General features: G+C 51.4%; 20 protein-coding genes. 16 read left to right on the forward strand and 4 right to left on the reverse strand.

Annotated features, from left to right (window positions below; translation table 11 throughout):
* Nucleotides 1-170: 170 nt before the first annotated feature.
* The 4 genes from prfB (at nt 171) to pckA (ending at nt 5480) form a co-directional block, all read left to right on the forward strand.
* A protein-coding gene (gene prfB, locus TERTU_RS05205; RefSeq protein ID WP_143876269.1) for a peptide chain release factor 2 occupies nt 171-1266 on the forward strand; the annotation gives its coding sequence in 2 pieces (ribosomal slippage) (nt 171-242 and nt 244-1266; 1095 coding nt in all).
* Between the two features lie 61 nt (nt 1267-1327).
* Nucleotides 1328-2824 (forward strand): lysine--tRNA ligase, encoded by a 1497-nt coding sequence (gene lysS, locus TERTU_RS05210; RefSeq protein ID WP_015820518.1) that lies wholly within the window; start codon nt 1328-1330, stop codon nt 2822-2824.
* 18 nt (nt 2825-2842) lie between these two features.
* Nucleotides 2843-3526, forward strand: a complete 684-nt coding sequence (ung, locus tag TERTU_RS05215) for a uracil-DNA glycosylase (protein WP_015817599.1) — start codon at nt 2843-2845, stop codon at nt 3524-3526.
* Between the two features lie 346 nt (nt 3527-3872).
* Nucleotides 3873-5480: a phosphoenolpyruvate carboxykinase (ATP) gene (gene pckA, locus TERTU_RS05220; RefSeq protein ID WP_015817371.1), complete on the forward strand. Its 1608-nt coding sequence runs from the start codon at nt 3873-3875 to the stop codon at nt 5478-5480.
* A 174-nt stretch (nt 5481-5654) separates the two neighbouring features.
* Here the strand turns inward: pckA and TERTU_RS05225 are convergent, their stop codons facing one another.
* Together TERTU_RS05225 and ygfZ are read right to left on the reverse strand one after the other, a co-directional pair.
* A complete protein-coding gene (locus tag TERTU_RS05225) occupies nt 5655-6491 on the reverse strand; it encodes an HDOD domain-containing protein (RefSeq protein ID WP_015817922.1) in 837 nt (278 codons plus the stop codon).
* Between the two features lie 222 nt (nt 6492-6713).
* Entirely contained in the window at nt 6714-7685 is a 972-nt protein-coding gene (gene ygfZ, locus TERTU_RS05230) for a CAF17-like 4Fe-4S cluster assembly/insertion protein YgfZ (RefSeq protein WP_015818367.1), read from the reverse strand.
* A gap of 93 nt (nt 7686-7778) precedes the next feature.
* Here ygfZ and TERTU_RS05235 point away from each other — a divergent pair, with 93 nt between their 5' ends.
* The gene (locus TERTU_RS05235; RefSeq protein ID WP_019602942.1) at nt 7779-8030 is read left to right on the forward strand and encodes an FAD assembly factor SdhE; all 252 of its coding nucleotides are present in this window, start codon (nt 7779-7781) and stop codon (nt 8028-8030) included.
* A gap of 432 nt (nt 8031-8462) precedes the next feature.
* Here TERTU_RS05235 and nadB read toward each other — a convergent pair whose 3' ends face one another.
* Complete coding sequence (nadB, locus tag TERTU_RS05245; protein ID WP_015817052.1) at nt 8463-10121, reverse strand: L-aspartate oxidase; 1659 nt, start codon at nt 10119-10121, stop codon at nt 8463-8465.
* A 277-nt stretch (nt 10122-10398) separates the two neighbouring features.
* On the opposite strand from nadB, the gene rpoE reads away from it, so the two are divergent.
* The 11 genes from rpoE (at nt 10399) to recO (ending at nt 20555) form a co-directional block, all read left to right on the forward strand.
* The gene (gene rpoE / locus TERTU_RS05250; RefSeq protein WP_015817864.1) at nt 10399-11001 is read left to right on the forward strand and encodes an RNA polymerase sigma factor RpoE; all 603 of its coding nucleotides are present in this window, start codon (nt 10399-10401) and stop codon (nt 10999-11001) included.
* A 177-nt stretch (nt 11002-11178) separates the two neighbouring features.
* Nucleotides 11179-11922 carry a sigma-E factor negative regulatory protein gene (locus TERTU_RS05255; RefSeq protein ID WP_015817773.1) on the forward strand — a complete coding sequence of 248 codons (744 nt, stop codon included), beginning with the start codon at nt 11179-11181 and terminating at the stop codon, nt 11920-11922.
* Nucleotides 11923-12060: 138 nt separating this feature from the next.
* Nucleotides 12061-12957 (forward strand): MucB/RseB C-terminal domain-containing protein, encoded by an 897-nt coding sequence (locus TERTU_RS05260; RefSeq protein WP_228378271.1) that lies wholly within the window; start codon nt 12061-12063, stop codon nt 12955-12957.
* Between the two features lie 16 nt (nt 12958-12973).
* Nucleotides 12974-13441: a SoxR reducing system RseC family protein gene (locus TERTU_RS05265; RefSeq protein ID WP_015818734.1), complete on the forward strand. Its 468-nt coding sequence runs from the start codon at nt 12974-12976 to the stop codon at nt 13439-13441.
* A 13-nt stretch (nt 13442-13454) separates the two neighbouring features.
* A complete protein-coding gene (locus TERTU_RS05270) occupies nt 13455-14852 on the forward strand; it encodes a trypsin-like peptidase domain-containing protein (protein ID WP_015819562.1) in 1398 nt (465 codons plus the stop codon).
* A gap of 109 nt (nt 14853-14961) precedes the next feature.
* Nucleotides 14962-16761 carry a translation elongation factor 4 gene (lepA, locus tag TERTU_RS05275; protein ID WP_015819417.1) on the forward strand — a complete coding sequence of 600 codons (1800 nt, stop codon included), beginning with the start codon at nt 14962-14964 and terminating at the stop codon, nt 16759-16761.
* 144 nt (nt 16762-16905) lie between these two features.
* On the forward strand, nt 16906-17757 hold the full coding sequence (lepB, locus tag TERTU_RS05280) for a signal peptidase I (RefSeq protein WP_015818997.1): 852 nt from the start codon (nt 16906-16908) through the stop codon (nt 17755-17757).
* Between the two features lie 28 nt (nt 17758-17785).
* Entirely contained in the window at nt 17786-18223 is a 438-nt protein-coding gene (locus tag TERTU_RS05285; RefSeq protein ID WP_015820519.1) for a DUF4845 domain-containing protein, read from the forward strand.
* Nucleotides 18183-18872 carry a ribonuclease III gene (gene rnc, locus TERTU_RS05290; protein WP_015817923.1) on the forward strand — a complete coding sequence of 230 codons (690 nt, stop codon included), beginning with the start codon at nt 18183-18185 and terminating at the stop codon, nt 18870-18872. The genes TERTU_RS05285 and rnc overlap by 41 nt, the downstream gene beginning before the upstream one ends.
* 82 nt (nt 18873-18954) lie before the next feature.
* Nucleotides 18955-19845 carry a GTPase Era gene (era, locus tag TERTU_RS05295; protein WP_015819822.1) on the forward strand — a complete coding sequence of 297 codons (891 nt, stop codon included), beginning with the start codon at nt 18955-18957 and terminating at the stop codon, nt 19843-19845.
* Nucleotides 19845-20555, forward strand: a complete 711-nt coding sequence (gene recO / locus TERTU_RS05300; RefSeq protein WP_015819352.1) for a DNA repair protein RecO — start codon at nt 19845-19847, stop codon at nt 20553-20555. Before era ends, recO begins: the two co-directional genes overlap by 1 nt.
* A gap of 414 nt (nt 20556-20969) precedes the next feature.
* On the opposite strand, the gene TERTU_RS05305 is transcribed toward recO, so the two are convergent.
* Nucleotides 20970-23744: a response regulator gene (locus TERTU_RS05305; protein WP_041590071.1), complete on the reverse strand. Its 2775-nt coding sequence runs from the start codon at nt 23742-23744 to the stop codon at nt 20970-20972.
* Nucleotides 23745-23900 lie beyond the last annotated feature (156 nt).

Raw genomic sequence — 23900 nt, forward strand, 5'->3', positions numbered from 1 at the left:
GCGGTGCGAACGGCCGGCTATGGTACCAAGGGTGGTGGGCGATAAGGAACCTCAACGCCGTCTTTGGCGGGCTAATTTGCGGGCAAATGGCGCCAATTTTCCCAAAGTCCGCGGCCTGAGGTACAATGCGCGCGCATTTTTCACCTCAAACCGACAGGTAGCGAACTGGTATGGAAGTTAACCCCCTAGTAAATAAACTGGCTGATCTTCAGGCGCGCACCGACGTGCTTAGGGGGTATCTTTGAATACGCTGAAAAGAAAGAGCGTTTAGCCGAAGTTGAGCTTGAGCTGGCAGAGCCTGATGTCTGGAATCATCCCGAGCGGGCGCAAGCGCTGGGCCGCGAACGATCGTCGCTCGAGTTAGTGGTTGAAACCATCGAAAACCTGGACCACGGAGTCACCGATTGCCGCGATTTGATCGACTTGGCGGTGGAAGAAAACGACGAGGACAGTCTCGAAGACGTCCAGAGTGAAATCGATAGCCTTGAAGCCCAACTGGCAATTCTTGAGTTCCGCCGCATGTTCAGCGGGGAGATGGACGCAAATAACGCGTTTCTGGATATTCAGTCCGGCTCCGGCGGCACAGAGGCGCAGGATTGGGCAGAAATGATTCTGCGGATGTACCTGCGTTGGGGCGAAGACAAGGGTTTTAAAACCACGCTGGAAGAAGCCTCTGCGGGCGAAGTAGCCGGCATTAAAAGTGCGACAATCCGTTTTGAGGGCGAGTACGCTTTCGGCTGGCTGCGCACAGAGACTGGGGTGCACCGACTGGTACGTAAGTCGCCTTTCGATTCCGGTAATCGCCGTCATACATCATTCGCGTCTGTGTTTGTTTCGCCAGAAATTGACGACGATATTGAAATCGATATTAACCCCGCCGATTTACGGGTCGATACCTATCGTGCCAGCGGCGCCGGTGGTCAGCATGTTAATAAAACCGATTCTGCTGTGCGTATAACCCACGAGCCGACAGGTATAGTCGTGCAGTGTCAGAGTGAACGCTCACAGCACTCCAACCGCGACAAAGCCATGAAAATGCTTCGTGCGCGCATGTACGAGCACGAGATTCTAAAACGTAATGCGGAAAAGCAGGCGCTGGAAGACAGTAAATCGGATATAGGCTGGGGCAGTCAGATTCGGTCCTACGTACTCGACGACCAGCGTATTAAGGATTTGCGTACAGGCATCCAAACCAGTAATTGCCAAGCCGTGTTGGATGGCAAACTGGACGACTTTATCGAAGCCAGCCTGAAGTCTGGTCTGTAAAAAGATCGCGCAATTCTCCCTCATATTTATTTACAACCTTGTACACAGGATTCACTGATACATGAGCGAACAAAATCAAGCAGCCGACGCGCAGCAGGATGAAAACAAGCTAATTGCAGAGCGGCGTGCAAAGCTCGCTGAGCTGCGCGCTGTCGGCAACCCATTTCCCAACGATTTCAGACCGACTCATCACGCGGACGCTTTGCAACAGGCGCACGGCAGTAAAGAGAAAGCGGCGTTAGAAGAGGCTGCGATGGTTGTCTCGGTTGCCGGTCGTGTCATCCGCAATCGTGGTGCTTTTATGGTGTTGCAGGATGGCAGTGGCCAGATTCAGTTGTACGTGACCAAAGAGGCGCGGGGCTTCGCTAAATCGCTGGATCTCGGCGACATTATCGGTGTGTCCGGTGTCCTGCATAAGTCGGGTAAAGGCGACCTTTATGTAAACTTGGATGAATACAAGCTGCTGACCAAAGCCCTGCGTCCTCTGCCAGATAAATACCATGGCCTGGCAGACCAGGAGTTGCGTTATCGTCAGCGGTATGTGGATCTGATCGCCAACCCGGAAGTGCGCAAAACGTTTTTGCTCCGCTCACGGATTGTGCAGTTTATTCGAGACTACCTGAATGGGCGTGAATTTCTCGAAGTGGAAACACCGATGCTGCAGGCAATTCCCGGCGGTGCGACGGCGCGTCCGTTTGAAACCCACCACAACGCGCTGGATATCGATATGTATTTACGTATTGCCCCAGAGCTCTATTTGAAGCGCCTTGTGGTCGGTGGTTTCGAGCGTGTGTACGAAATAAATCGTAATTTCCGTAACGAGGGCTTGAGTACCCGTCACAATCCGGAATTTACCATGCTCGAGTTTTACCAGGCTTACGCAGATTACAACGACCTGATGGATCTGACTGAAGATATGCTGCGCAACTTGGCTCAAACTGTTCTGGGTAGCACCGAAGTCACTGCGACACTCGGTGAGGACGAGAGCGTGACTTATGATTTCGCAAAGCCGTTTGTTCGACTGAGCGTCTTCGATTCCATATTGCACTTTAATCCCGATCTTAAGGCAGAGGATATCGACAGCCCGGAGTCTGCTCGCGCTGTCGCGAAGAACCTCGGTATTCCGATGAAAGACAATTGGGGGCTGGGTAAAGTCCAAATCGAGATTTTCGAGAAGACCGTTGAGCACCGCTTGATTCAGCCTACCTTTATTACCGAATACCCCACCGAGGTATCGCCGCTCGCCCGTCGCAATGACGATAACCCGTTCGTCACAGACCGGTTTGAATTTTTTGTGGGTGGCCGAGAAATTGCCAACGGTTTCTCCGAGCTGAATGATGCGGAAGACCAGGCTGACCGCTTTAAACAGCAAGTTGCCGAAAAAAATGCGGGTGACGATGAAGCCATGCATTACGATGCAGATTACGTTCGCGCGCTGGAGTATGGGTTACCGCCCACTGCAGGAGAGGGCATCGGCATTGATCGCCTGGTGATGTTGCTGACGGATTCTGCATCCATTCGCGATGTACTTCTGTTTCCTCATATGCGTCCGGAATAAATTGCAGGCATGACCGTTATGTCCAGCAAAGTACAGCTCGACCCCACCTGGCTGGAGCAGGTGGGTGGTGAGTTCGACCAGCCCTATATGAAATCGTTGAAAGCGTTTTTGCGTGAGGAAAAGCGCGCGGGGAAAGTGGTTTTTCCCGCTGGCAACCACATATTTAATGCGTTAAATACAACGCCGTTTGATCAGGTGAAGGTCGTCATTCTTGGCCAGGACCCTTATCATGGGCCGGGTCAGGCACACGGCTTGTGTTTTTCCGTTTTGCCGGGTGTGCCTACGCCACCTTCTTTACAAAATATTTTTAAGGAAATTCACCAGGATCTCGGCTTGCCTGTTGCGACGCACGGTTATTTGCAGAGCTGGGCCGAGCAGGGTGTATTGCTGCTGAACGCGACCCTCACCGTTGAGCAGGGGCGAGCGGGTTCACACCAAAACAAGGGCTGGGAAACCTTCACCGATGCCGTGATTACAGCATTGAATGGCAGGGAGCACGTAGTGTTTTTGCTGTGGGGTAGTTACGCTCAGCGCAAGGGCGCAATTATAGACGCTAAACGGCATTACGTTCTGAAAAGTCCTCATCCTTCACCGCTATCAGCGCATCGCGGCTTTTTTGGTTGTCACCACTTCTCCTGCACAAATCGTTATTTGGAGTCCTTTGGTATAGCACCAATCGATTGGTCCCTACCGTCTCTTTAGCGCTATTGTAGTATTGTGTTTCGGTGCTGTGACACTGGAACACAAATAGTCACATATCGCTGATTTTCCTTATTATTTCTCAGGTTTTTCGCCTCAGCCTATGGCGTAAAAATCAGCTATTCAACGCCTTTTTGGAGAGAGCCGGAAGCTTTCTTGACGTGCGTCATCCCTGCTATAAGTCGCTTCCCTATAATAGAACCCATGAAGTACCTCAGGGCCAAAAGATAAATCTGCTGAATAGGTTTCAGCACATTCCAGCCCGCGGCCGAATCGAGTCTCAGCGGTTATTCCGGTGAGCAAAACAAGGAATTTTTATTTACCCACTAATGTAAATGGGAGAAAAGCAATGGCTGTAAATATCGACCTATCGAAGTATGGTATCCAAGACGTTCAGGAAATCGTGCACAACCCTTCCTACGATCAACTGTTTGAAGAAGAAACCAATCCTAACCTGGAAGGTTATGAGCGCGGTGTGGTTACCGAGTTAGGCGCAGTATCTGTTAACACAGGTATTTTTACTGGTCGCTCCCCGAAAGATAAATTCATCGTATACGATGATGTGAGCAAAGAGCACCTGTGGTGGGATTCTAATATCGCTCACAACGACAACAAACCAGTCACTCCTGAAGTGTGGAAAGATCTGAAAAGTCTGGTTGTTGAAGAATTATCCGGGAAGCGTCTGTTTGTTGTAGATACTTTCTGCGGTGCCAACGAAGATACCCGCATGAAAGTGCGTTTTATTGTTGAAGTTGCCTGGCAGGCTCACTTTGTTACCAACATGTTTATTCGCCCCACTGAAGAAGAGCTGGCGAACTACGGCGAGCCTGACTTTGTGGTAATGAACGGATCTAAAACATCCAATCCAAAATGGAAAGAGCACGGCATGAATTCCGAAGTATTTACCGTGTTCAATATGACTGAAAAAATGCAGGTAATCGGCGGTACATGGTACGGCGGCGAAATGAAAAAAGGTATGTTCGCGATGATGAACTACTACCTGCCTCTGAACCACATCGCCTCTATGCACTGCTCTGCCAACGTGGGCGAAGCTGGCGACGTAGCGATTTTCTTCGGTCTGTCCGGTACTGGTAAAACCACACTGTCTACAGATCCAAAACGTAAACTGATTGGTGACGACGAGCACGGCTGGGACGACAACGGTGTGTTCAACTTTGAAGGTGGATGCTATGCAAAAACCATCAATCTTGATCCAGAAAGCGAGCCAGATATTTACAATGCTATCAAGCGCGATGCACTGCTTGAAAACGTGACTGTTGATGAAAGTGGTAAAATTGATTTCAATGACGGTTCAGTAACTGAAAACACTCGTGTTTCTTACCCAATTTACCACATTGAAAACATTGTTAAGCCCGTATCACGCGCCGGGCACGCGAAGAAAGTTATCTTCCTGACAGCGGATGCTTTCGGTGTGTTACCTCCAGTGTCTAAGCTGACTCCAGAGCAAACTCAGTATCATTTCCTCTCTGGTTTTACTGCGAAGCTGGCCGGTACTGAACGTGGTATTACTGAGCCAACACCTACTTTCTCTGCGTGCTTTGGTAAAGCGTTCCTCACTCTGCACCCAGTGAAATACGGAGAAGAGCTGGTTGCGCGTATGAAGGCGGCGGGAGCGACTGCGTACCTGGTAAATACTGGTTGGAACGGTACTGGCAAACGTATTTCCATCAAAGATACTCGCGGGATTATTGACGCGATTCTGGATGGCAGTGTGGACAGCGCTGAAAGCAAATCCGTGCCTATCTTTAACCTTGAAGTACCAACAGCGCTGCCAGGTGTTGACGGCGGTATTCTCGACCCTCGCGACACTTATGCCAGTGAAGCTGAATGGACTGAAAAAGCCGAGAAACTTGCAAAACTGTTTGTCGACAATTTCGAGAAATTCACCGACAACGCAGAAGGTAAAGCCTTGGTTGAAGCGGGTCCCAAACTCTAATCAAAAAGCTTCAACGGATTCACTGAAAAGCCATGGGTTAAACCCCATGGTTTTTTTTGCTTAAAAAAAAGACCCCGCAGCAGGTGAGGTCTCGTTTAGATTAGCTGCAGAGCGATTCGAACCGGGGCTTGGATTTTGAACTTAAGCCTGCAGCTGGAACTCAAGCCTGCAAGCTTAGGCTTGCAACATTGCCATCGCGGCTTCCATGTCCTCGCTCAGATCCTCTGCCTCCGCGGATTCAATACTCGGGTCCAGACCAAGACGGTTAAACGCACCCACGGTGCTGTAGTCCAGGCCTTCGAAGCGTTTGGTGTCGGCATATGCCTGGAGCATGGCGACAGTGACGATATCCGCGTAGTCAGCACTCGCAATGGAACGCGTAAAATCCAGGTGTTGTTGCGGGATTTGCTGTAATTCGCTGGGAAATTCCCAGGCTTTAAGAATTTTTACACCAATTATCGGGTGGGCTTGTTCGATGACCTGGTCCAGAGTCAGGCTGTCGCGGAGAATGGATGGGAAATCTTCAGCGTAGGATAAAATGGGCAGCACGCCGATTTGATGAATCAGACCCGCAAGCGCTGCCTGGTCAGGCCGAAGTCGTGTGCGGTGCTTGCACAGCACGTGACACATGCCGGCGATTTCGCTGGAGCGATGCCAGGTGTCGCGCAACCTTTTGTCGACAATATCGGAAGTCGCCTGGAACATTTGCTCCATGGCCAAGCCAGTTGCCAGGTTACAGGTGTACTGCATGCCCAATCTGGCGAGGGCCATGTTTAGATCTTCAATTTCTCGTGGGGCGCGAAAAATTGGGCTGTTGGCAACTTTGATGATCCGGGCGGTCAGTGCTGCATCGGTGCTGATCACATCGGACAGTTGTTTGATGCTGGCATCGTCGTCATCGGCCACTTCCCGCACTTTCAGGGCGATTTCAGGCAGGGTGGGTAGTACAAGTTTGTCTTGGTCGATCGCCGTGGTTATGTCTTGCGTAATTTTCGCTGCAAGCGCACTCATTCAACTGTCCTCATCATGGGTAATTGCCGGCACCAATTCACCTGTGCCGGTATCGTTATTTGTTGAGAGTGGCTTCAGTAGGCCTCCCCCACGCAAATCGCGTGGGGCCAGAAGAGCGGCACTGGTTGGATGCTCGGCGAACAGGTTGGATGGGAAATAGTCAATTTGCTAAGAGCACCCAATCTGCGGTTCTTCTGTTGGGTGCCATCCTCAGCTAACCCCTCAACTGCTTTCATTAGGTATAGCATATGGAAGGGGTTTCCACGTCAGAATCGGCTGCCCGGCTAAGGCTAGATGGGCACTATTTTGCGTTGCGTCATCCTGCACCAGTGCCAGTAATCGCCAGCGGTTTTGCCCAAGCCTGGTCGCGGTTATTACCTTGCCGACACTTCCTTTCTCGCCGACAACGTCCATCCCAAACCCTAGCGTGCTATCTGCGGACAAGTCTGTCTCAGCTAGATAAAGGTGTTTTTTAAGCTTCCCTCGATAGTGCATGCGCGCAACGATTTCCTGGCCGGTGTAGCAGCCTTTGTCAAAAGATACTGCATCGACAAGCTGGTAGTTGAGTTCCTGAGGCAACAGCTCTTCCACGGATTCTGCGGTAACATCGGCAATGCCCTTATCCAGGAGGTATTGCTGCCAGCATTCGGGGTGCGCCCATACGCCGGGGAGTTGATCAGGGATGCCCGCGTGGGTGTCGTTCAACAGCCAAAGTTCAGCGGCGGCTGCCTCCAGTCTCAGGACGGGAAAGCCCGCGCTGGTGTCACAATGGCCAACATCGGGGAGTGAAAACGGTAGCGTCGTCTCGGCTGCGTCGCCGAGCACTCCAACTAGCAAGGCCGTGTGAACCCTGGCTTCTGCTTTGGAGAAGACAATATATTTTTGCAAGGCTTTGAGAGCGGACTCGGCAATGCTGGCGTGTACTCGCAGCCCGATTTGCTGATCGCCAATTTTGGCGGCGACAAATGTGCTGTGCATTCTGCCTTTAGCGTTGCAATGTGCTCCACGAAGCCATTGGTGTTTCTCAAATCGGCGAAAATCACAGGTGGTTTGGCCTTGAAGAAATTTTTCGCCATCCGGGCCGGTAATGACAATAAGCCGATAATCGCTTAAGTGTATTAGAACCGGTTGCTGAATCGTGTCTGGTAACAAGTCGATTTCCGGAGCGGGCAGTTGAGGTAATTCACTCCACATGGTTTTTCCTCTGATATAGGCGTGTTATCTGGCGCAGACGTGCGGCCGGAGAATTGTTTATACTCGTCAAAAAATACAGAGAAGACAGTTTTGATGGATATTAACAGATTGCGCTGGGCGAGCCGAAGAGGCATGCTCGAACTCGATTTAGTACTTTTACCGTTTCTGGAAAATCACTTTCATTCACTCAACGCAGAGGATCAACAGCTTTTCGAAACTCTGCTCGAGTGCGAAGATCAAGACCTGTTCAACTGGTTTCTACGCAAAAACCTGCCAGACGACGAAAATCTGCGGCGAATCGTCACAATTATTCTTTCGCACACCGGCTTGCAAGATGGCCGCTAATGCGGCCCATCCATTACTACCATCTAACCGGGCGGACTCCTACAGAATCGCGCCACAACCGCTTTATCGTGTGTTGCTTTTGCTACACATTTGTTTGATTTTTCTTCTCCTGCCTTATCCATGCGAGCTCTGGGCCAAGTGCGTGGCTATGCTTGTACTCTGTTGGAGTCTTATACAGTTACTCCGTGCTTGGGGTGGCTATCGTCGGCTAGCTTATTTGACCTTTGAGCCGGACTACATTGTGTTGCACTATCGCGACCAGTCCAGTTGTCGCGCCAGGCTTGGCAAGCGATTTTTGAGTGGTCGAGTGATGGTGTTAGGTTTTCGCGGGGATTCTAAGGGGGTGCAGTCATTGATACTGACGCCGTCTGGATTCGCTGACCAAACGGCGTACAGGCAGGTCTATATGCGCTTGCGGCGCGGCTGGCCGCGCTAGCGAACGAAAATATCCTGGCTGGCAAAGTTCATCGGTACTAACACCGTGTCGGTGGCAATCTCTGCGCGCGCAGGGTAATCCAGCGAGTAGTGCAGGCCACGACTTTCCTTTCTTTGGGTTGCGGAGCGGATGATTAGCTCGGCCACCAGTGCCAGATTGCGCAGCTCGATCAAGTCGTTGCCTACTTTGTAATTCGAGTAGTATTCGTGAATTTCTTTTTGCAGTAGCTTGATGCGATGGGTGGCGCGCTCCAGCCGCTTTTGGGTACGCACAATCCCGACGTAGTCCCACATAAATCGGCGCAGTTCTTCCCAGTTATGCGAAATTACAACGTCTTCGTCTGAGTTGGTTACGCGAGACTCGTCCCAAGGGGCAATTTCTGCAACTGGAGGGATTGTGTCCAGCTGTGCCGAAATGGATTCCGCTGCGGATCGGGCATATACCAGACATTCGAGCAGGGAGTTACTGGCCATACGGTTGGCGCCATGTAGCCCGGTGAAGGACGATTCGCCTATGGCGTACAGGTTTTTCAGATCAGTTTGCCCGTGTTTGTCCACCATAATGCCGCCACAGGTGTAGTGTGCGGCGGGAACCACGGGAATCGGTTCTTTGGTAATGTCGATACCAAAGGTGAGGCACTCCTGGTAGATGGTGGGGAAATGAGAGCGAATGAACTCTTCGGATTTGTGGCTGATGTCCAGGTAAATGCAATCGCTGCCTAAACGTTTCATTTCATGGTCGATGGCCCGTGCCACAACGTCGCGAGGAGCCAGCTCTCCCCGTTCATGGAATTTGTCCATAAAGCGTTCGCCACTAGGCAGCAACAAGTGTCCTCCTTCACCACGCAATGCTTCGGTGATAAGAAAAGATTTTGCTTTCGGGTGAAACAGGCAGGTCGGATGAAATTGGTTAAACTCCATGTTGGCTACCCGGCACCCTGCGCGCCATGCCATCGCGATACCGTCGCCGCTGGCGCCGTCAGGGTTTGACGAATAGAGGTACACCTTGCTCGCTCCGCCGGTTGCTAATGCGACGCTGCGGGCGGCAAAAGTTTCTACCCGGTCTGTATTGCGGTTGTACACATACGCACCAGCACAGCGGCGTTTCTTACTCATGGGGTCGACCTGCTTAATAAGGTCGACGGCGATGTAGTGGTCAAACAGGGTGATATTGGTGTGCGTCTTAACCTTATCCATCAGTGCGGTGTGTAGCGCCTTACCGGTCGCATCGGCACTGTGTATCACCCGCCGTTTACTGTGCCCACCCTCACGAGTGAGATGGTAGTCTCCATTACCAGCATCTCGCGTGAAGTCCACCCCTAACTCAATCAGCCAATCAATCGCCTGTCTACTGTGACTGATGGTGAATTCAACCGCATCGGTATGACACAGGCCCGCGCCGGCCTCGAGCGTATCTGCCACATGGGACTCGACAGTGTCATTGTCATCAAGTACCGCAGCAATGCCACCTTGAGCGTACCAGGTGGAGCCCTCGCTGAGAGATGCTTTACTGAGCACGGCAATGTTCACATTGCTAGGGAGGTGGAGCGCTAGAGAGAGTCCTGCTGCGCCACTTCCAATAATAAGGACGTCATACTGGTGGGAGCTAGTTTGGGGAGTGGTTGTCGCCATGATCTTAGTATCTGTTACCGTCAAACCCTAATTATTTGGGATTTGTCATAAGTTTGACAACAATTTACGTGTATAGCGCGCATGCAGACGTTGATATTCTGGGTATTGACCAAATTTAGAAGGAAGCGCTTACGAACAAATGAGCGTATCGCTGGCGCATGAGGCCATAGTGTCCATGAAGGAACTTTTTCAACAATGCTGTGTCTGTTGATGAAGTGTCCAGGCTGACCGTAAACGTTGCGTATACGTTTAAAGTTTGACAATAAAGTAGCGCGCATTAAGCGCGATTTGGAGTAGCTAGATGGCGGTTCAGCCCGCATCACAAACCGACGAAGAGCTCGTTGCGCGCGTTCAGAAAGGCGATAAACGCGCGTTTGATTTGCTGGTATTGAAATATCAGCACAAAATCCTTTCGATCATCAGCCGTTTCGTTAAAGACAGCGCTGAAGTGCAAGACGTTGCCCAGGAAACTTTTATCAAGGCCTACCGAGCACTCGCCAATTTCCGTGGCGAGAGTGCCTTTTACACCTGGATTTACCGTATAGCCGTGAACACAGCGAAGAATCACCTTGTGTCTCGTGGTAGAAGGCCGCCATCCTCCGACGTGGAGGTGGACGATGCTGAGTACTATGGCGGTGGCGACCAATTAAAAGATATCGCGTCTCCGGAGCGCCAACTTATGCGTGATCAGTTGGAGGAGGTGGTCAATCGGGCGATTAGAGATCTGCCTGAGGATTTGCGAACTGCGGTTACTCTTCGAGAGATGGAAGGATTGAGTTACGAGGAAATTGCTGAGGTCATGGAGTGCCCAGTGGGCACAGTTCGGTCGCGTATATTTCGCGCTCGCGAGTCTATCGACCGCCAAATTTCCCCACTTTTAGACGGGATGGATAAATCCGCATAAATTCCGTTTACAATGTGAAACAAACAGCAGAACTGGGTGTCATATAGGGCGGATGCGAAACGCCCTGTTTTACCGACCGAGCGCTTCATTTGCGCACAGGTGCCGCAACCAGACGCTCTACGCTTTTAATTATGAATCCGCTTAAGCGGTTATTTTCAGACTCCAGGTATTCGTTCTATGGTTTCCACTGCGGATAGAGATAACTTTTCTACCGATTCTGTTTTGGGTGAATCCATTTCGGCGTTGGTCGATAATCAGGGTAACGAGCTCGATTTAGCCCGTGTACTCAAGGCGTCCGACAGCGACGTTCATGCACGCAGCCAATGGCAGCGTTACCACCAAATAAGTGCAACAATGCGAAGCGAAGATACATCCTTCGCTGCCATCGACCTCTCTGCAGGTATCCGCGCAGCGATTGCTTCTGAGCAGACATTGGCTGGCCAACCCCAGGTCGCGACTTCGCGTTCCTGGCTGCATCTCCTGGGTAAAACCTCTATTGCTGCGACTGTAGCTGTGGGTTTTTTGGTGGGTGTGCAACAGCTAGGTCAGTCGCCGAATGCGGTAAACGATGGCGCAATTGCAGAAGCTGAGCCGTTCCAGGCGCCAGATCTGAATTCTGCTGTGATTCCAGCGGGCTTTGACTCGCCGCAGCTTTCAGCAAGAACTGTGAGCACAGGTCCGTCAAATACCGTCTACAGCTCTCCCTCTGCTCAGATCCAGGGGCTGCCGAGCCAACGGCCGGATACGTTTATTTCCGACCCGCAGCTACAGGCGCACTTCGATAGGCTGTTAATGATTCATGCGCAGGAAGTGTCAGCGAGCAGTGATCTAAGTGTAATGCCTTTCGCTCGTTTGACGGACTTAAATGCATTGGACAGCGAGGCTGTTGAAACCGAAGCTGCGGTAGGCGCTGCAGAGTAACAGATATCGCCGGGTGCTCGTCCGGCGACATAGCGTAAAGGCTCACTAATGAGTGAATCCCTGTCGGCGGTAAGGTTCATTATCGCCTCTTTCTTTCTTCTTTTATTGTCCTCTCGTGCGCTCTCTGTGGAAACTGAAATGAGCGCGGAGCAAGTGCTTTCACGCCTCTCTCAGTCGATGCGAGAGCAGAACTACCAGGGTGTGGTCACCTACGAACACGGTGGCCGGCTCGAAACGATGCAAGCGACACATCTTGTATTAGATGGAGTGGAATTCGAAAGTTATTCCCATCTTAACGGGCCTGAACGCCAGCACGCGCGAATGGGCAGGCTCGTCTCCTGCCAGACGCTTGGTGGCCAACTGCTTAGTGGTGGTAAGTTCGCCGCGGGGTCGGCCATCGCACGTTTTCACGACCACTATCAGTTCTACGTCAAAGGGTATGACCGTGTTGCAGGGCGTAAAGTCGTTGTTATGCAAATTCTGCCCAAAGACAACTTCCGCTACGGCATCAGTCTTGGTGTGGATGTGGAATCCGGCGTGCTTCTAAAATATCTGGTGATGCAGCCGAATCGTGCACTCGAACGAATACAGTTTGTGGCGTTTGAGCTGAATCCCACGTTTTCTCCTGACGAAATCGCCAGCATCACCGCGAATGCAAACGGTCTTCAGCCGTGCGCCGAACCAGAACCGCAAGCGCAAGTGCCAGAGGCACTTTCGGAGTGGATGCCAAGCTGGGCTCCCCCCGGCTTTGTGCATGTGAGCAGCAAGCGCACCGAGCAGGACGGTATAGTCCATACTTACACGGATGGCCTCGCATCTTACTCGGTGTTTATCAATAGCGAGGTGGTCGCCAGCGATGACGAGAGTGCACGTATACCGCAAGGCGCAGCGCAGCGGGGCGCGACTCTAGTGGTAATGTCGCTTCAGGCGTCCGGTGAGAAGGTCGTGCATGTTGCTGTGGTCGGCGAAGTCCCCCAGGTGACTGCCGCGCAGGTATTGAAGTCTGTTAGTTTGACTAAGACCGCAACCAACTGAGTGTCTGGTGGCCTGAATGATTACCGAAAACGGTAAGGTGTTAGCCGTAGAAGATCATAACGTTTGGGTTGAAACGCTCAAAACATCCACGTGCGGAGCTTGCAGGGCGCGCCACGGGTGTGGCCAGCGTATGCTCGCCGCTTCCGATGACTATACCCGCGTTAGAGTCGCATTACCTGCAGAGTACGGTAATTTGCAGCCGGGCGATGAAGTCACTCTAGGTATTGACGAATCTTCCTTCCTGAAAGGCGTTTTTCTGGCGTACGGTTTACCTCTGGTGGCGATGCTAGTCGCGGTGGCGTCGGCGGCACAGTTTTTTACCGAAGAATGGGTCTTGATGTTGGCCGCTATTACTGGCTTGATCACCGGCGGCGCGGTAGTGCGGTTGACAGCAAGCAACATGGCGCTCAACCAATGTTTTAGAGCGCGATTAATTTCCCGCGCAGAAAACGCTATAGTACAGACTTTAAACATGCTCGATTAATAGGGGCCCGAAATTGCGCGCTGCAAGCTTTTTCCGATTTGTCTGTGTTTTAACCGTCGCGCTGGCGATTGATGTCAATGCTGCCAGCTATAACCTGCCAGACTTTCGCCCTCTCATAGAAAAAACATCTCCTGCTGTGGTGAAAATAAACACTACAACTAAAGCCAGGCAAAGCGAGATTGAATTGCCCCCTGGCCACCAGATCCCTGATATTTTTCGCCACCTGCTCGAACCGCGTGATTTGCCCCGGCGCGAGATGCACTCGATGGGGTCAGGCTTTTTTATATCTGCCGACGGTTACCTTTTAACCAACAATCATGTTGTCGAAGATGCTGATCAGATCGTCGTTCGCCTGGTCGACCGCCGTGAATATAAGGCCATCGTCATTGGTCGCGATCCTCGGTCAGATCTGGCGCTACTTAAGGTAGACGAAGATAAGCTGCCATACCTCGAACTGGCCGCAAAAGATGATATTCAAATTGGCGAGTGGGTAGTCGCTATAGGGTCGCCTTTCGGGCTGGATTTTTCCGCCAGTGCCGGGATTGTAAGTGCGATTGGCCGCAGTATTCCTACCGAGCGCAACGAGAATTATGTGCCGTTTATTCAAACGGATGTCGCAATAAACCCAGGTAACTCCGGTGGCCCTTTGTTTAATTTGGATGGCAAAGTTGTGGGGGTTAATTCTCAAATCTACACCCGGTCCGGTGGTTCTATTGGTTTATCATTCGCGATACCGTCCAGCGTGGCACTCAATGTCGTGTCCCAGCTGAAAGAGAAGGGGCGGGTCGACAGAGGCTGGCTCGGGGTAGTGATTCAGGAGGTAGACAAAGACCTCGCTGACTCGTTTGGCCTTAAAAAACCTGCGGGCGCACTGGTTGCGCAACTCGAGCCGACAGGGCCTGCTGCAATGTCGGGCTTGTTGGTTGGCGATATTATTTTGCGCTTCGATGACCAGGAAATTTTGTCTTCCGGCGATTTGCCCCACGCCGTTGGAGCAACGCCGCCGGATACAGAAGTACCCGTATTGGTAATGCGCAAAGGTAAGCGCAAAACACTGGATGTTAAAGTCGGGCGTCTGTCCGGTCATGAGTCAGACGCGCCAGCTCAGGTGCTGGCCGATGGCAACGTAGTGACGGATCGGCTTGGCTTAGTGGTTGAACCGGTGGATGCCACCGTAGAGGAAAAGTGGCATTTAGTGGGCGGTGTCCTGGTTACTCAGGTTGATCCTCAAGGCGCGGCTGCGGATGCAGGCATCAGCCCCGGTGATGTGATTGCCCAACTGGGCTTCGAACAGATTGCGACTGTGGACGATTACACCCGCGTCATGAAGGCGCTGCCAGCGGACGACTTGGTCCCAATTCGCTTCTTCCGTGACGGAAGCCCCACCTTCCGCACAATCCGGATCGAATAATGCTTGCGCGCCTTATCTATGGCAGGTTTGGCGCATGGCTTAGGCTGAGCAATTACTGTAGACTTGCCGCCCTGAAATTTAACCTAACCCTCGCGAGTTGCAGCCACTAGTGTCAGACCTGAGTCATATTCGAAATTTCTCAATTATTGCCCACATTGACCATGGTAAGTCGACCCTTGCCGATCGGTTTATTCAGCATTGCGGAGGCCTTTCCGACCGGGAGATGGCTGAGCAGGTGCTCGATTCTATGGAACTGGAGCGCGAGCGTGGAATCACTATTAAAGCGCAGAGTGTGACGCTCAATTATCAAGCGCGCGACGGCAAAACCTACCAGCTCAATTTCATCGACACTCCCGGGCATGTGGACTTCTCTTACGAGGTTTCCCGTTCGCTTGCTGCCTGTGAGGGGGCGCTGCTGGTGGTGGACGCCGCACAAGGTGTGGAAGCTCAATCGGTAGCCAACTGCTACACCGCAATTGAGCAAGGCTTGGAAGTAATCCCTGTACTTAACAAGATGGATTTGCCGCAGGCCGAGCCAGATAAGGTGGCCCAGGAAGTGGAAGACATCATCGGTATAGACGCGACTGAGGCTGTGCGCTGCAGCGCCAAATCCGGTTTGGGTATTGAAGATGTGTTGGAAGCGCTGGTGAACGGGATTCCCGCGCCAGTCGGGGATATTGATGCGCCGCTACAAGCGCTGATTATCGATTCCTGGTTCGACAACTATCTCGGGGTGGTTTCGCTGGTGCGGGTCACGCAGGGCACTTTGAAGACCAAAGATAAAATCATATCTAAATCTATTGGTAAGGCCCATGTGGTTGATATGGTTGGGGTCTTCACGCCCAAACGCCATGTGACCGGTGTGCTGAGGGCCGGTGAAGTGGGCTTTGTCGTCGCTGGTATTAAGGAGATTTTGGGCGCCCCGGTGGGGGATACTATTACCCACTCGAACACCGCCGATGTGAAGGCGCTGCCCGGTTTCCAGAAAGTCAAACCGCAGGTATATGCGGGTTTGTTCCCGGTAAGCTCCGATGATTATGAATCCTTTCGTGAGGCGCTGGCCAAATTGACGCTGAACGACGCGTCGCTGTTTTACGAACCGGAAAGCTCCGATGCTTTGGGTTTCGGTTTTCGTTGTGGCTTCCTCGGCATGCTCCATATGGAGATTATCCAGGAGCGCCTGGAACGCGAATATGACCTCGATCTGATCACCACCGCGCCGACTGTAGTTTACGAAGTGGTGACCAGTGATGGGACTACCATCTATGTCGATAACCCCTCCAAGTTGCCGGATGTCGGGTTTATTGATGAGATGCGTGAGCCGATTTGTGAAGCCAATATTCTGGTTCCGTCCGATTACCTGGGTGCGGTTATTACGCTCTGTGTCGAGAAGCGCGGCATCCAGAAAAATCTGCAGTATGTCGGCAGTCAGGTGTCTGTTTCCTACGAACTTCCAATGAACGAAGTGGTCATGGATTTCTTCGACCGCCTTAAATCTGTGAGCCGCGGTTTCGCATCGCTCGATTACAATTTTGTTCGCTTTGAAGCTGCCAAACTGGTGCGTTTGGATGTGCTTATCAACTCAGAAAAGGTTGACGCGCTTGCGCTTATTGTTCACCGCGATAACGCCCCTTATAAAGGGCGAGCGCTGGCAGACAAAATGAAGGAGTTGATTCCGCGGCAAATGTTTGATGTCGCTATTCAAGCGGCGATTGGTGGCCAAATTGTTGCTCGAACTACAGTAAAAGCATTACGCAAAAACGTTACCGCGAAATGCTATGGCGGCGATGTAACGCGCAAGAAGAAGCTCTTGGAGAAACAGAAAGCCGGTAAAAAACGCATGAAGCAGGTTGGTCGCGTGGAAATTCCACAAGAGGCTTTTTTAGCAGTGCTGAAAGTCGACAGTTAAGCTGGGCCAAAAAATCAGGCTTTCTCGGCCGAGCTTTGTTGCTCTGTGCTGAGATAAAAAATATAAACAGTTACGACAGTCATCACAGCTAGCGGCGCGATCTGTCAAAAATACTTGCTGGCAAACCTGTAGAACGGGGACTCAATGGATATTAATTTACCGCTGATTTTAATGCTCTTAGTAGCCGGTACTGGGCTGGTTTGGCTTTACGATATCGCGTTTTTGCGCAAAGGGCGAAACGCCGCGATCGCTGCCGTTGAGGCGCAGTTCAGCCATTCCGGTGAAGGCGACACGAATGACCCTGGTTTTGTGCAGGCGCGAGCTGCTGTGGCTGCCGAGCCCGCTCTGGTGGAGTACTCAAAGTCGTTTTTCCCGGTGCTTTTTCTGGTGTTTGCCTTGCGTTCGTTTTTGATCGAACCCTTTCAAATCCCGTCTGAGTCCATGGTGCCAACTTTGCTGGTGGGTGACTTTATTGCGGTGAGCAAATTTTCTTACGGCGTTCGTATGCCGGTGTTTCGCAATAAACTGGTTCCTGTGGGGGAACCAAAGCGGGGCGAGGTGATGGTGTTCTTTCCCCCCCATAAAGATGTGTATTACATCAAGCGAGTGATCGGGCTTCCTGGCGACGAAATTCGCTATGTGAATAATGTTCTGTTCGTCAATGGCGAACAGGTACCGCAGAAGCTGGTAAAAGACGAAACGGAGAGTGCCTGCGCTTATGGTTCTGCGCACTACCAGGTGTTTGAAGAAACATTGGACGGGGTCAGCTACCACAGCCGTAAATGTACAGTTCCTGGTCGCTTGAGTCGTAACGGCGTGTGGCAGGTGCCCGAAGGCCATTACTTGATGATGGGCGATAATCGAGACAACAGCTCCGATGGCCGGGAGTGGGGTTTTGTACCGGAAGAGCGGATCGTAGGCAAAGCTTTCGCGATTTGGATGCACTGGGACAAGCTCTTGAGTATTCCCAGCTTCTCCCGTATCGGTAGTATATAGTCCTGATAAAAGCAGAGAGGAGTAACCTGTGAAAGCACCTGAGAGAATCATGCGGCGGCAATCCGGCTTGGGTTCCATCAGCTGGTTGTTGATTCTGGCTGTTGCCGGGTTCGTATTAACCTGCGCGTTTAAGCTTGGCCCGCACTATATTGATAACATGTCGATTAAAGACGCGCTCAAATCGTTGACCGAACAGCCGCGTGACATCAACACGATGGACAAAGGCGAGATCAGCAAAATATTGTCGAACTACATGATGATCAACAATGTTCGCGGTCAAGAAGCTAACTCCATCAAAATCGTGCGGAAAAAAGATAGAACCCTGGTAAACAGTGAATACGAAGTGCGCGTACCTTTGATGCTGAATATTGACGTTGTTCTTAAGTTCAGAAGCCAGCTGGACAGTTCAAACCCGGAAGCCTGTTGTGAGTTCCTTGTCGAAAACGAAACTAAACCAGCTGAGTAAAGCGCTGAACTACACTTTCAGTGACATTTCTTTACTTGAAAAAGCCCTCTCTCATCGAAGCGTTGGCAGCAATAATAACGAACGTCTCGAATTTTTAGGCGACTCGTTATTGAACTTTCTTATTGCTGAGAATCTGTACCAGCGATTCCCAAAAGCTCGCGAGGGCGACCTTAGCCGGTTACGTGCTAGTCTGGTTAAAGGGGAAACCCTGGCGGAATTAGCGAAGGACTTTGATCTCGGTGAATTTTTGTACTTGGGCGAAGGTGAACTCAAAAGTGGTGGGTTTCGCCGTGCCTCTATTCTGGCAGATGCCGTAGAGGCGCTGATTGGGGCTATTTACCTCGAATCAGGGATGGATAGGTGTCGCGATACTGTACTGCACTGGTTTGGCGAGCGCTTGGATGCCATCGATTTGAACTCATCTGTTAAAGACCCTAAAACCCGGCTACAAGAGTACTTACAGGAATTGCGCCAGCCGCTGCCCGTGTACACCGTAGAGAGCCAGTTGGGACAGGCGCATTCGCCCGAGTTTCAGGTTTCCTGCGATATTGGCCGCAGTCAGGGCAAAACGGTTGCAACCAGTAGCAGCAAGCGCAACGCAGAAAAGCTCGCGGCAGCAGCTATGCTGAAGCAGCTGGGCGTAAGGTAACAAGCTTCGTTTCCCGCAAACTGCAGTTTTCTCTCCCCTGGGCGCTTAGCGCTCACGACATCCAATTTATTTTGAGGCGCTTATGGGCACGCAATATTCGGGATACATCGCCATAGTCGGGCGTCCGAACGTGGGTAAATCGACCCTACTTAACCATCTTATTGAACAAAAGCTTGCGATTACATCGCGCAAGCCCCAAACGACCCGCAACAATATGCTGGGGATTAAAACTGTTGGTGATGTGCAGATGATTTTCGTGGATACACCAGGTATTCATAAAGGTCACGGCAAAGCGATCAATCGTTATATGAACAAATCTGCCTCCTCCGCCATTAAGGATGTAGACGTCGTTGTGTTTGTTGTCGATAAAAATATCTGGACGGATGAAGACGAATGGGTCCTGGAACAGCTGCAACGGTGTGAATCGCCGATCATCGTTGCGGTAAACAAGGTCGATCAGCTCGATGATAAATCCGTACTGCTGCCGCACTTGAAGCAATTGGAAACTGCGTTGCCCAAGGCAGAGTTGGTGCCTGTTTCGGCTTTGCGTCACCAGAATCTGGAGCGGTTGGAGCAACTGGTTGCGAGCTTTTTGCCCGAGGCGCCGCACATGTTTGCGGAGGATGAAATTACCGACAAAAATTCCCGCTACCTCGCCGCAGAAATTATTCGTGAAAAAATAATGCGCCAGCTTGGCGATGAGGTTCCCTATCAATCGGCGGTTGAAATTGAGCAATACGAAGAAACACCACGCCTGATTACTATTCACGGGCTGATTCTGGTAGAGCGCGACGGCCAGAAAAAAATGATTATTGGCGAAAAGGGTGAGCGCATAAAGCAGATTGGTCAGCAGGCGCGTCTGGATATGGAAAAGCTTTTCGACTGCAAAGTAATGCTCAAACTTTGGGTTAAGGTAAAAAGCGGCTGGTCTGATGACGAGCGTGCATTGCGCAGTTTGGGCTTCGACAGTTAATGAAGCATGCGGTGGAGCAGGAGGTCGGGTTTCTGCTGCATTCCCGCAGCTTCACCGATAGCCGTATTATTCTGGAATTATTTACACGGCAGCACGGCAAGTTGAAAGCTGTTCACCGCTTACCGTCGCGCAAGCGGCAGGCGACGACTAAACCCCAACCGTTTATTCCGCTAGTGGTTCACTACAGCGGTAGTGGCGAATTAAAAAACCTGTCTGACCTGGAAACCTTATCTGCCCCTATTCTTGGGGCTGGGACCTCACTTTTTTGCGGTCTGTATTTAAACGAGCTGTTACAGAAACTACTTCCCGTAGAGTTTGAGTACGCCGGTTTGTTTGCCAGCTATCAACGGGCACTGCTGAGTTTGTCCCAGGCGGTACCAGGCGAAGAGGATATTCCTCTACGGGAGTTTGAATTACAGCTTTTGGCAGAGCTGGGTTACGGTATAAATTTTTCGATGGATACTTTGGGCGAGGCGATAGGGTGCAATTCTGAACGCTTCTACCGGTTTGATCCTGCTGATGGATTCACACCCACTGCCCTTAATAATGACAGGCGCGCGTTGATTTGCTCCGGAGCGGAGATTGCAATGCTGGGGGAGGGGCAGTGGCAGCAGGAGGAGACTCGTCGTATAGCGAAACGGGTGTGCCGCCTGGCCGTGAACATGGTGCTTGGCGGCCGCGAGCTAAAAAGCCGAGAATTGTTTTTGTAGTTGGCTTATGGCCGCGTCGGCAAGTCGCAGCCACGCGACATCTTTGGTCGAGGGGTTTGCAGTGGCGAGCTCACCCACGCTCTATACTGGAGACAAACCTGAATTATCGGCCAAACACTTTGCACAGAGGTTCCCTAGGGCCTGTTAACACTAATTCAATTCGCTCTGCTGGAGCCTGTATTTTCAGGATGAAAGGCATTTTTGGCGTTGTTTAGCGGGCTAAACGAGCGAAAAATAACGCATCAGCCTGGAAATACAGGCCCAGCCCTGCGGGTTGCGGCTAAAATCCCGCTCTCAGCGTTGTTTATCGCTCATTTGGAACAATCAAACTATGCTCTAAACGTCGGGGTGCCGCATCACTCGATAGCGAAATTTTAGCCGCAACAGATTGAATCGAATTAGTGTTAACAGGCCCTAGCCTGGGTCGACAGCAAACAATTCTTTCAGGTCGATTCCATCGCTCCAGGTGATCAGTTCCTGAATGGCGACAATAAGTTCGCGCAGTTTTGGCATCAGTGGTTCAACCGGTGTGCCTTGCTCGACCGCGTTTTGCAGTTGCTGGTCCAGTTCTTCGCTGAGGCGCTTCAACCTCGGGACACCGCAATAGCAGCAACCGCCATGAAGTTTATGCACTACCTCCAGTAGGTTGAGCTTATTGCTGTCAGTCATTGCCTGTTCAATGGCTGCAGCAGTATCTGGCAGTGATACCAGAAGCATCGAGAGCATCTCTTCAGCGAGATCCGGTTTGTTTTTCGCCAGATGCAGCGACAGTTTCAGGTCAACCGGTTTATTGATGTGTATTGTCGGCGCGGGGGTGAACTCTGCGGGTGGTGCGGAAAGCTGCGACGGGGTTCGCTGTGTGAACGGATTGCGGGTGACCCAACGGTCGATGATATGACGCAACTCGTTTTCACTCACTGGCTTGGTGAGATAATCGTCCATTCCGGCCAGTAAAAATCGCGATTTTTGCTCATTCGCAGCGTGCGCGGTAAGTGCCACCACGGGCGTGCGCTCTTCTCTGGACTCACTGCTGCGCAAGCGCTTGGTCGCTTCCAGTCCATCCATTCCCGGCATCTGAATATCCATTAATATCAGGTCGAATTGCGACGTTTGGCTCAGGCGAATAGCGTCCGCACCGTTGTCCACTGTTACCACCTTAACGTGCATCTCTTTCAGCAGTTCGGAGACAAGGCGTAAATTCGCCGGGTTGTCGTCGACCGCCAAAACTCGAATATCCTCTTGTAAACGCTCTACAAGTGCCTCTGGGCTATCTCGATCCGAGCGTGGAATAATGATACCCAGTTGTTCACACACAACCTGGTGAAGTCGGTTGCAGAAAATTGGCCGCTGCATAATAGTTGCATGGGTGCCTGTCATTTCCGGGGTGATTAGCCTTTCCAGCGAGGGGGAGGCGAGTATCACGACCGGAATTGAATAATCCTGGTTCAAGCAATCGACAATTTTTCGCAGGCGGCCCTTGTCGAAACTGTTGTCGTCACTTTGCGCGTCCAATACCGCAAGGTGGATCTGCCCGGAGCGACAGGCCTCTTCGGTTTTATGCTCGATATCCTCAAACACCGCAATTTCAGTCACCGATGCGCCCCAGCCTCGAAGGTAATGTGTGATTTCCGTGCGGCTCATCAGTGAACAGTCATAGACCAGAGTGCGGGTATTGCGCAGGGTTCCCATTAGGTAGCCAGCGGAACTGGCAGCATTCGGGTTGCGACCAAGTATGGAGGTAAACCAGAACGTAGCGCCCTTGCCTGGCTCGCTTTCTACGCCTATTTCGCCATGCATTCGATCAACCAGCCCCTTGGCGATTGCCAGCCCCAGGCCAGTGCCGCCGTGAGTGCGGCTGTCACTCGCGTCCAATTGAGTGAACGCGTCGAACAGCTTTTCCTGTTGATCCTGGTTTAGCCCAATACCACTGTCGGTGATGCGAAACTGAAGGGTGATCTGATTATCTGCACGATCTTCCTTGCTGACACTGATAAGTATGTGGCCTACATTGGTGAATTTTATGGCGTTTGAGAGCAGATTAGTAAGCACTTGTTTAAGGCGCAACGGGTCTCCCAGCAAATGTTCTGGAATATCGTGATCCACAATGGTTAACAAGCGCAGTTTTTTCTCGTGCGCCGCAGGCGCTTGTAAGCGCAGCGCTTCTTCGAGAACCTGGCGCAGCCGTACCGGTTTGTATTCCAGGGTGAGCTTGCCGGTTTCAAGGCGCGAGAAGTCGAGAATATCGTTGATAATGGTGAGCAGGCCTTTCGCCGACTCGTAAATCGTCTCGAGATAATCTTCCTGCAGCGGGTTGAGCTCGGTTTTTTTGAGCAGTTCGGAAAAGCCTAATATACCGTTTAATGGTGTTCGAATTTCGTGGCTGGTATTGGCGAGAAATTCAGATTTCACCTTGCTCGCCTGGATGGCGCCTTTGCGCGCAATATCCAGTTCGATATTTTGGATTTCGACGGTTTCCAGGGTTTCACGCAGTTCCGCCGTGGTCTGCTCAATACTGTAATTCAGGTTGTCCTGTGCGCCTTTAAGTTTGGCTGCGAGTTCATTAATACTGTTAATTAACTTGCTGTAGTAGCGGCCCTCTTTTGGTGAAATCGGGCTATCAAATTTTCCCTGCGAATACTTTTGTACGCCACTTTGAATAATGACAAGCGGGCGTGTAATTTCATCGCGAAACCGCTGTGCAAAAAAAACAGCAACGGCAAGACACAGTGCGAGAGTGCCTATGACGGCGATCAGCGCATCGTAATTGAGTATGTTTAAATGGTAATTATCGGTAACGACAAGAATGCTATGGCCGGTGTTGCCAATGTTGCGGTTGCTCAGAATAACTTTGACACCGCGTTTTATTGGAATTCTGGTATAGCAGCGGCGCATTTCACACACGCTGGTTTGTAGCTCTGGCGCCTGTACAACACGGCGTAATTTATCTTGCCCGAGCGGAAGCCCTCTGGCCCATAAAATATTGCCCTCATTGTTGATCAGCATCACTGTGCGAAAGCCGTCTACGGCGAGCAATGACATCGAAATTTGATTGAGTAGCGACTGATCTACCAGGCGGGTGTCTTGTATTCCATCGAACACGGTTGCCACAAAGGATGTTCTTTGCAGTTGTTGTTGATGAATAAACTGGCCGGTGATTACGATAAAGCAAAGCGATAACAGCAGACACATAATTACCGCCGGCGCCAGTAGCAACTTGTTGATCCGACTCCTGAGGGCTCTGTGTGTGCTCATAAAAAAGACGTGCTGCTTGTGCAGTTAAATTATTTGAATATTTCCGAATTGACGCGATCGTTCTATATGACCTTCGTTCATGCAACGTGAGTG

This window comes from Teredinibacter turnerae T7901 (assembly GCF_000023025.1).
Lineage (GTDB): Bacteria > Pseudomonadota > Gammaproteobacteria > Pseudomonadales > Cellvibrionaceae > Teredinibacter > Teredinibacter turnerae_B.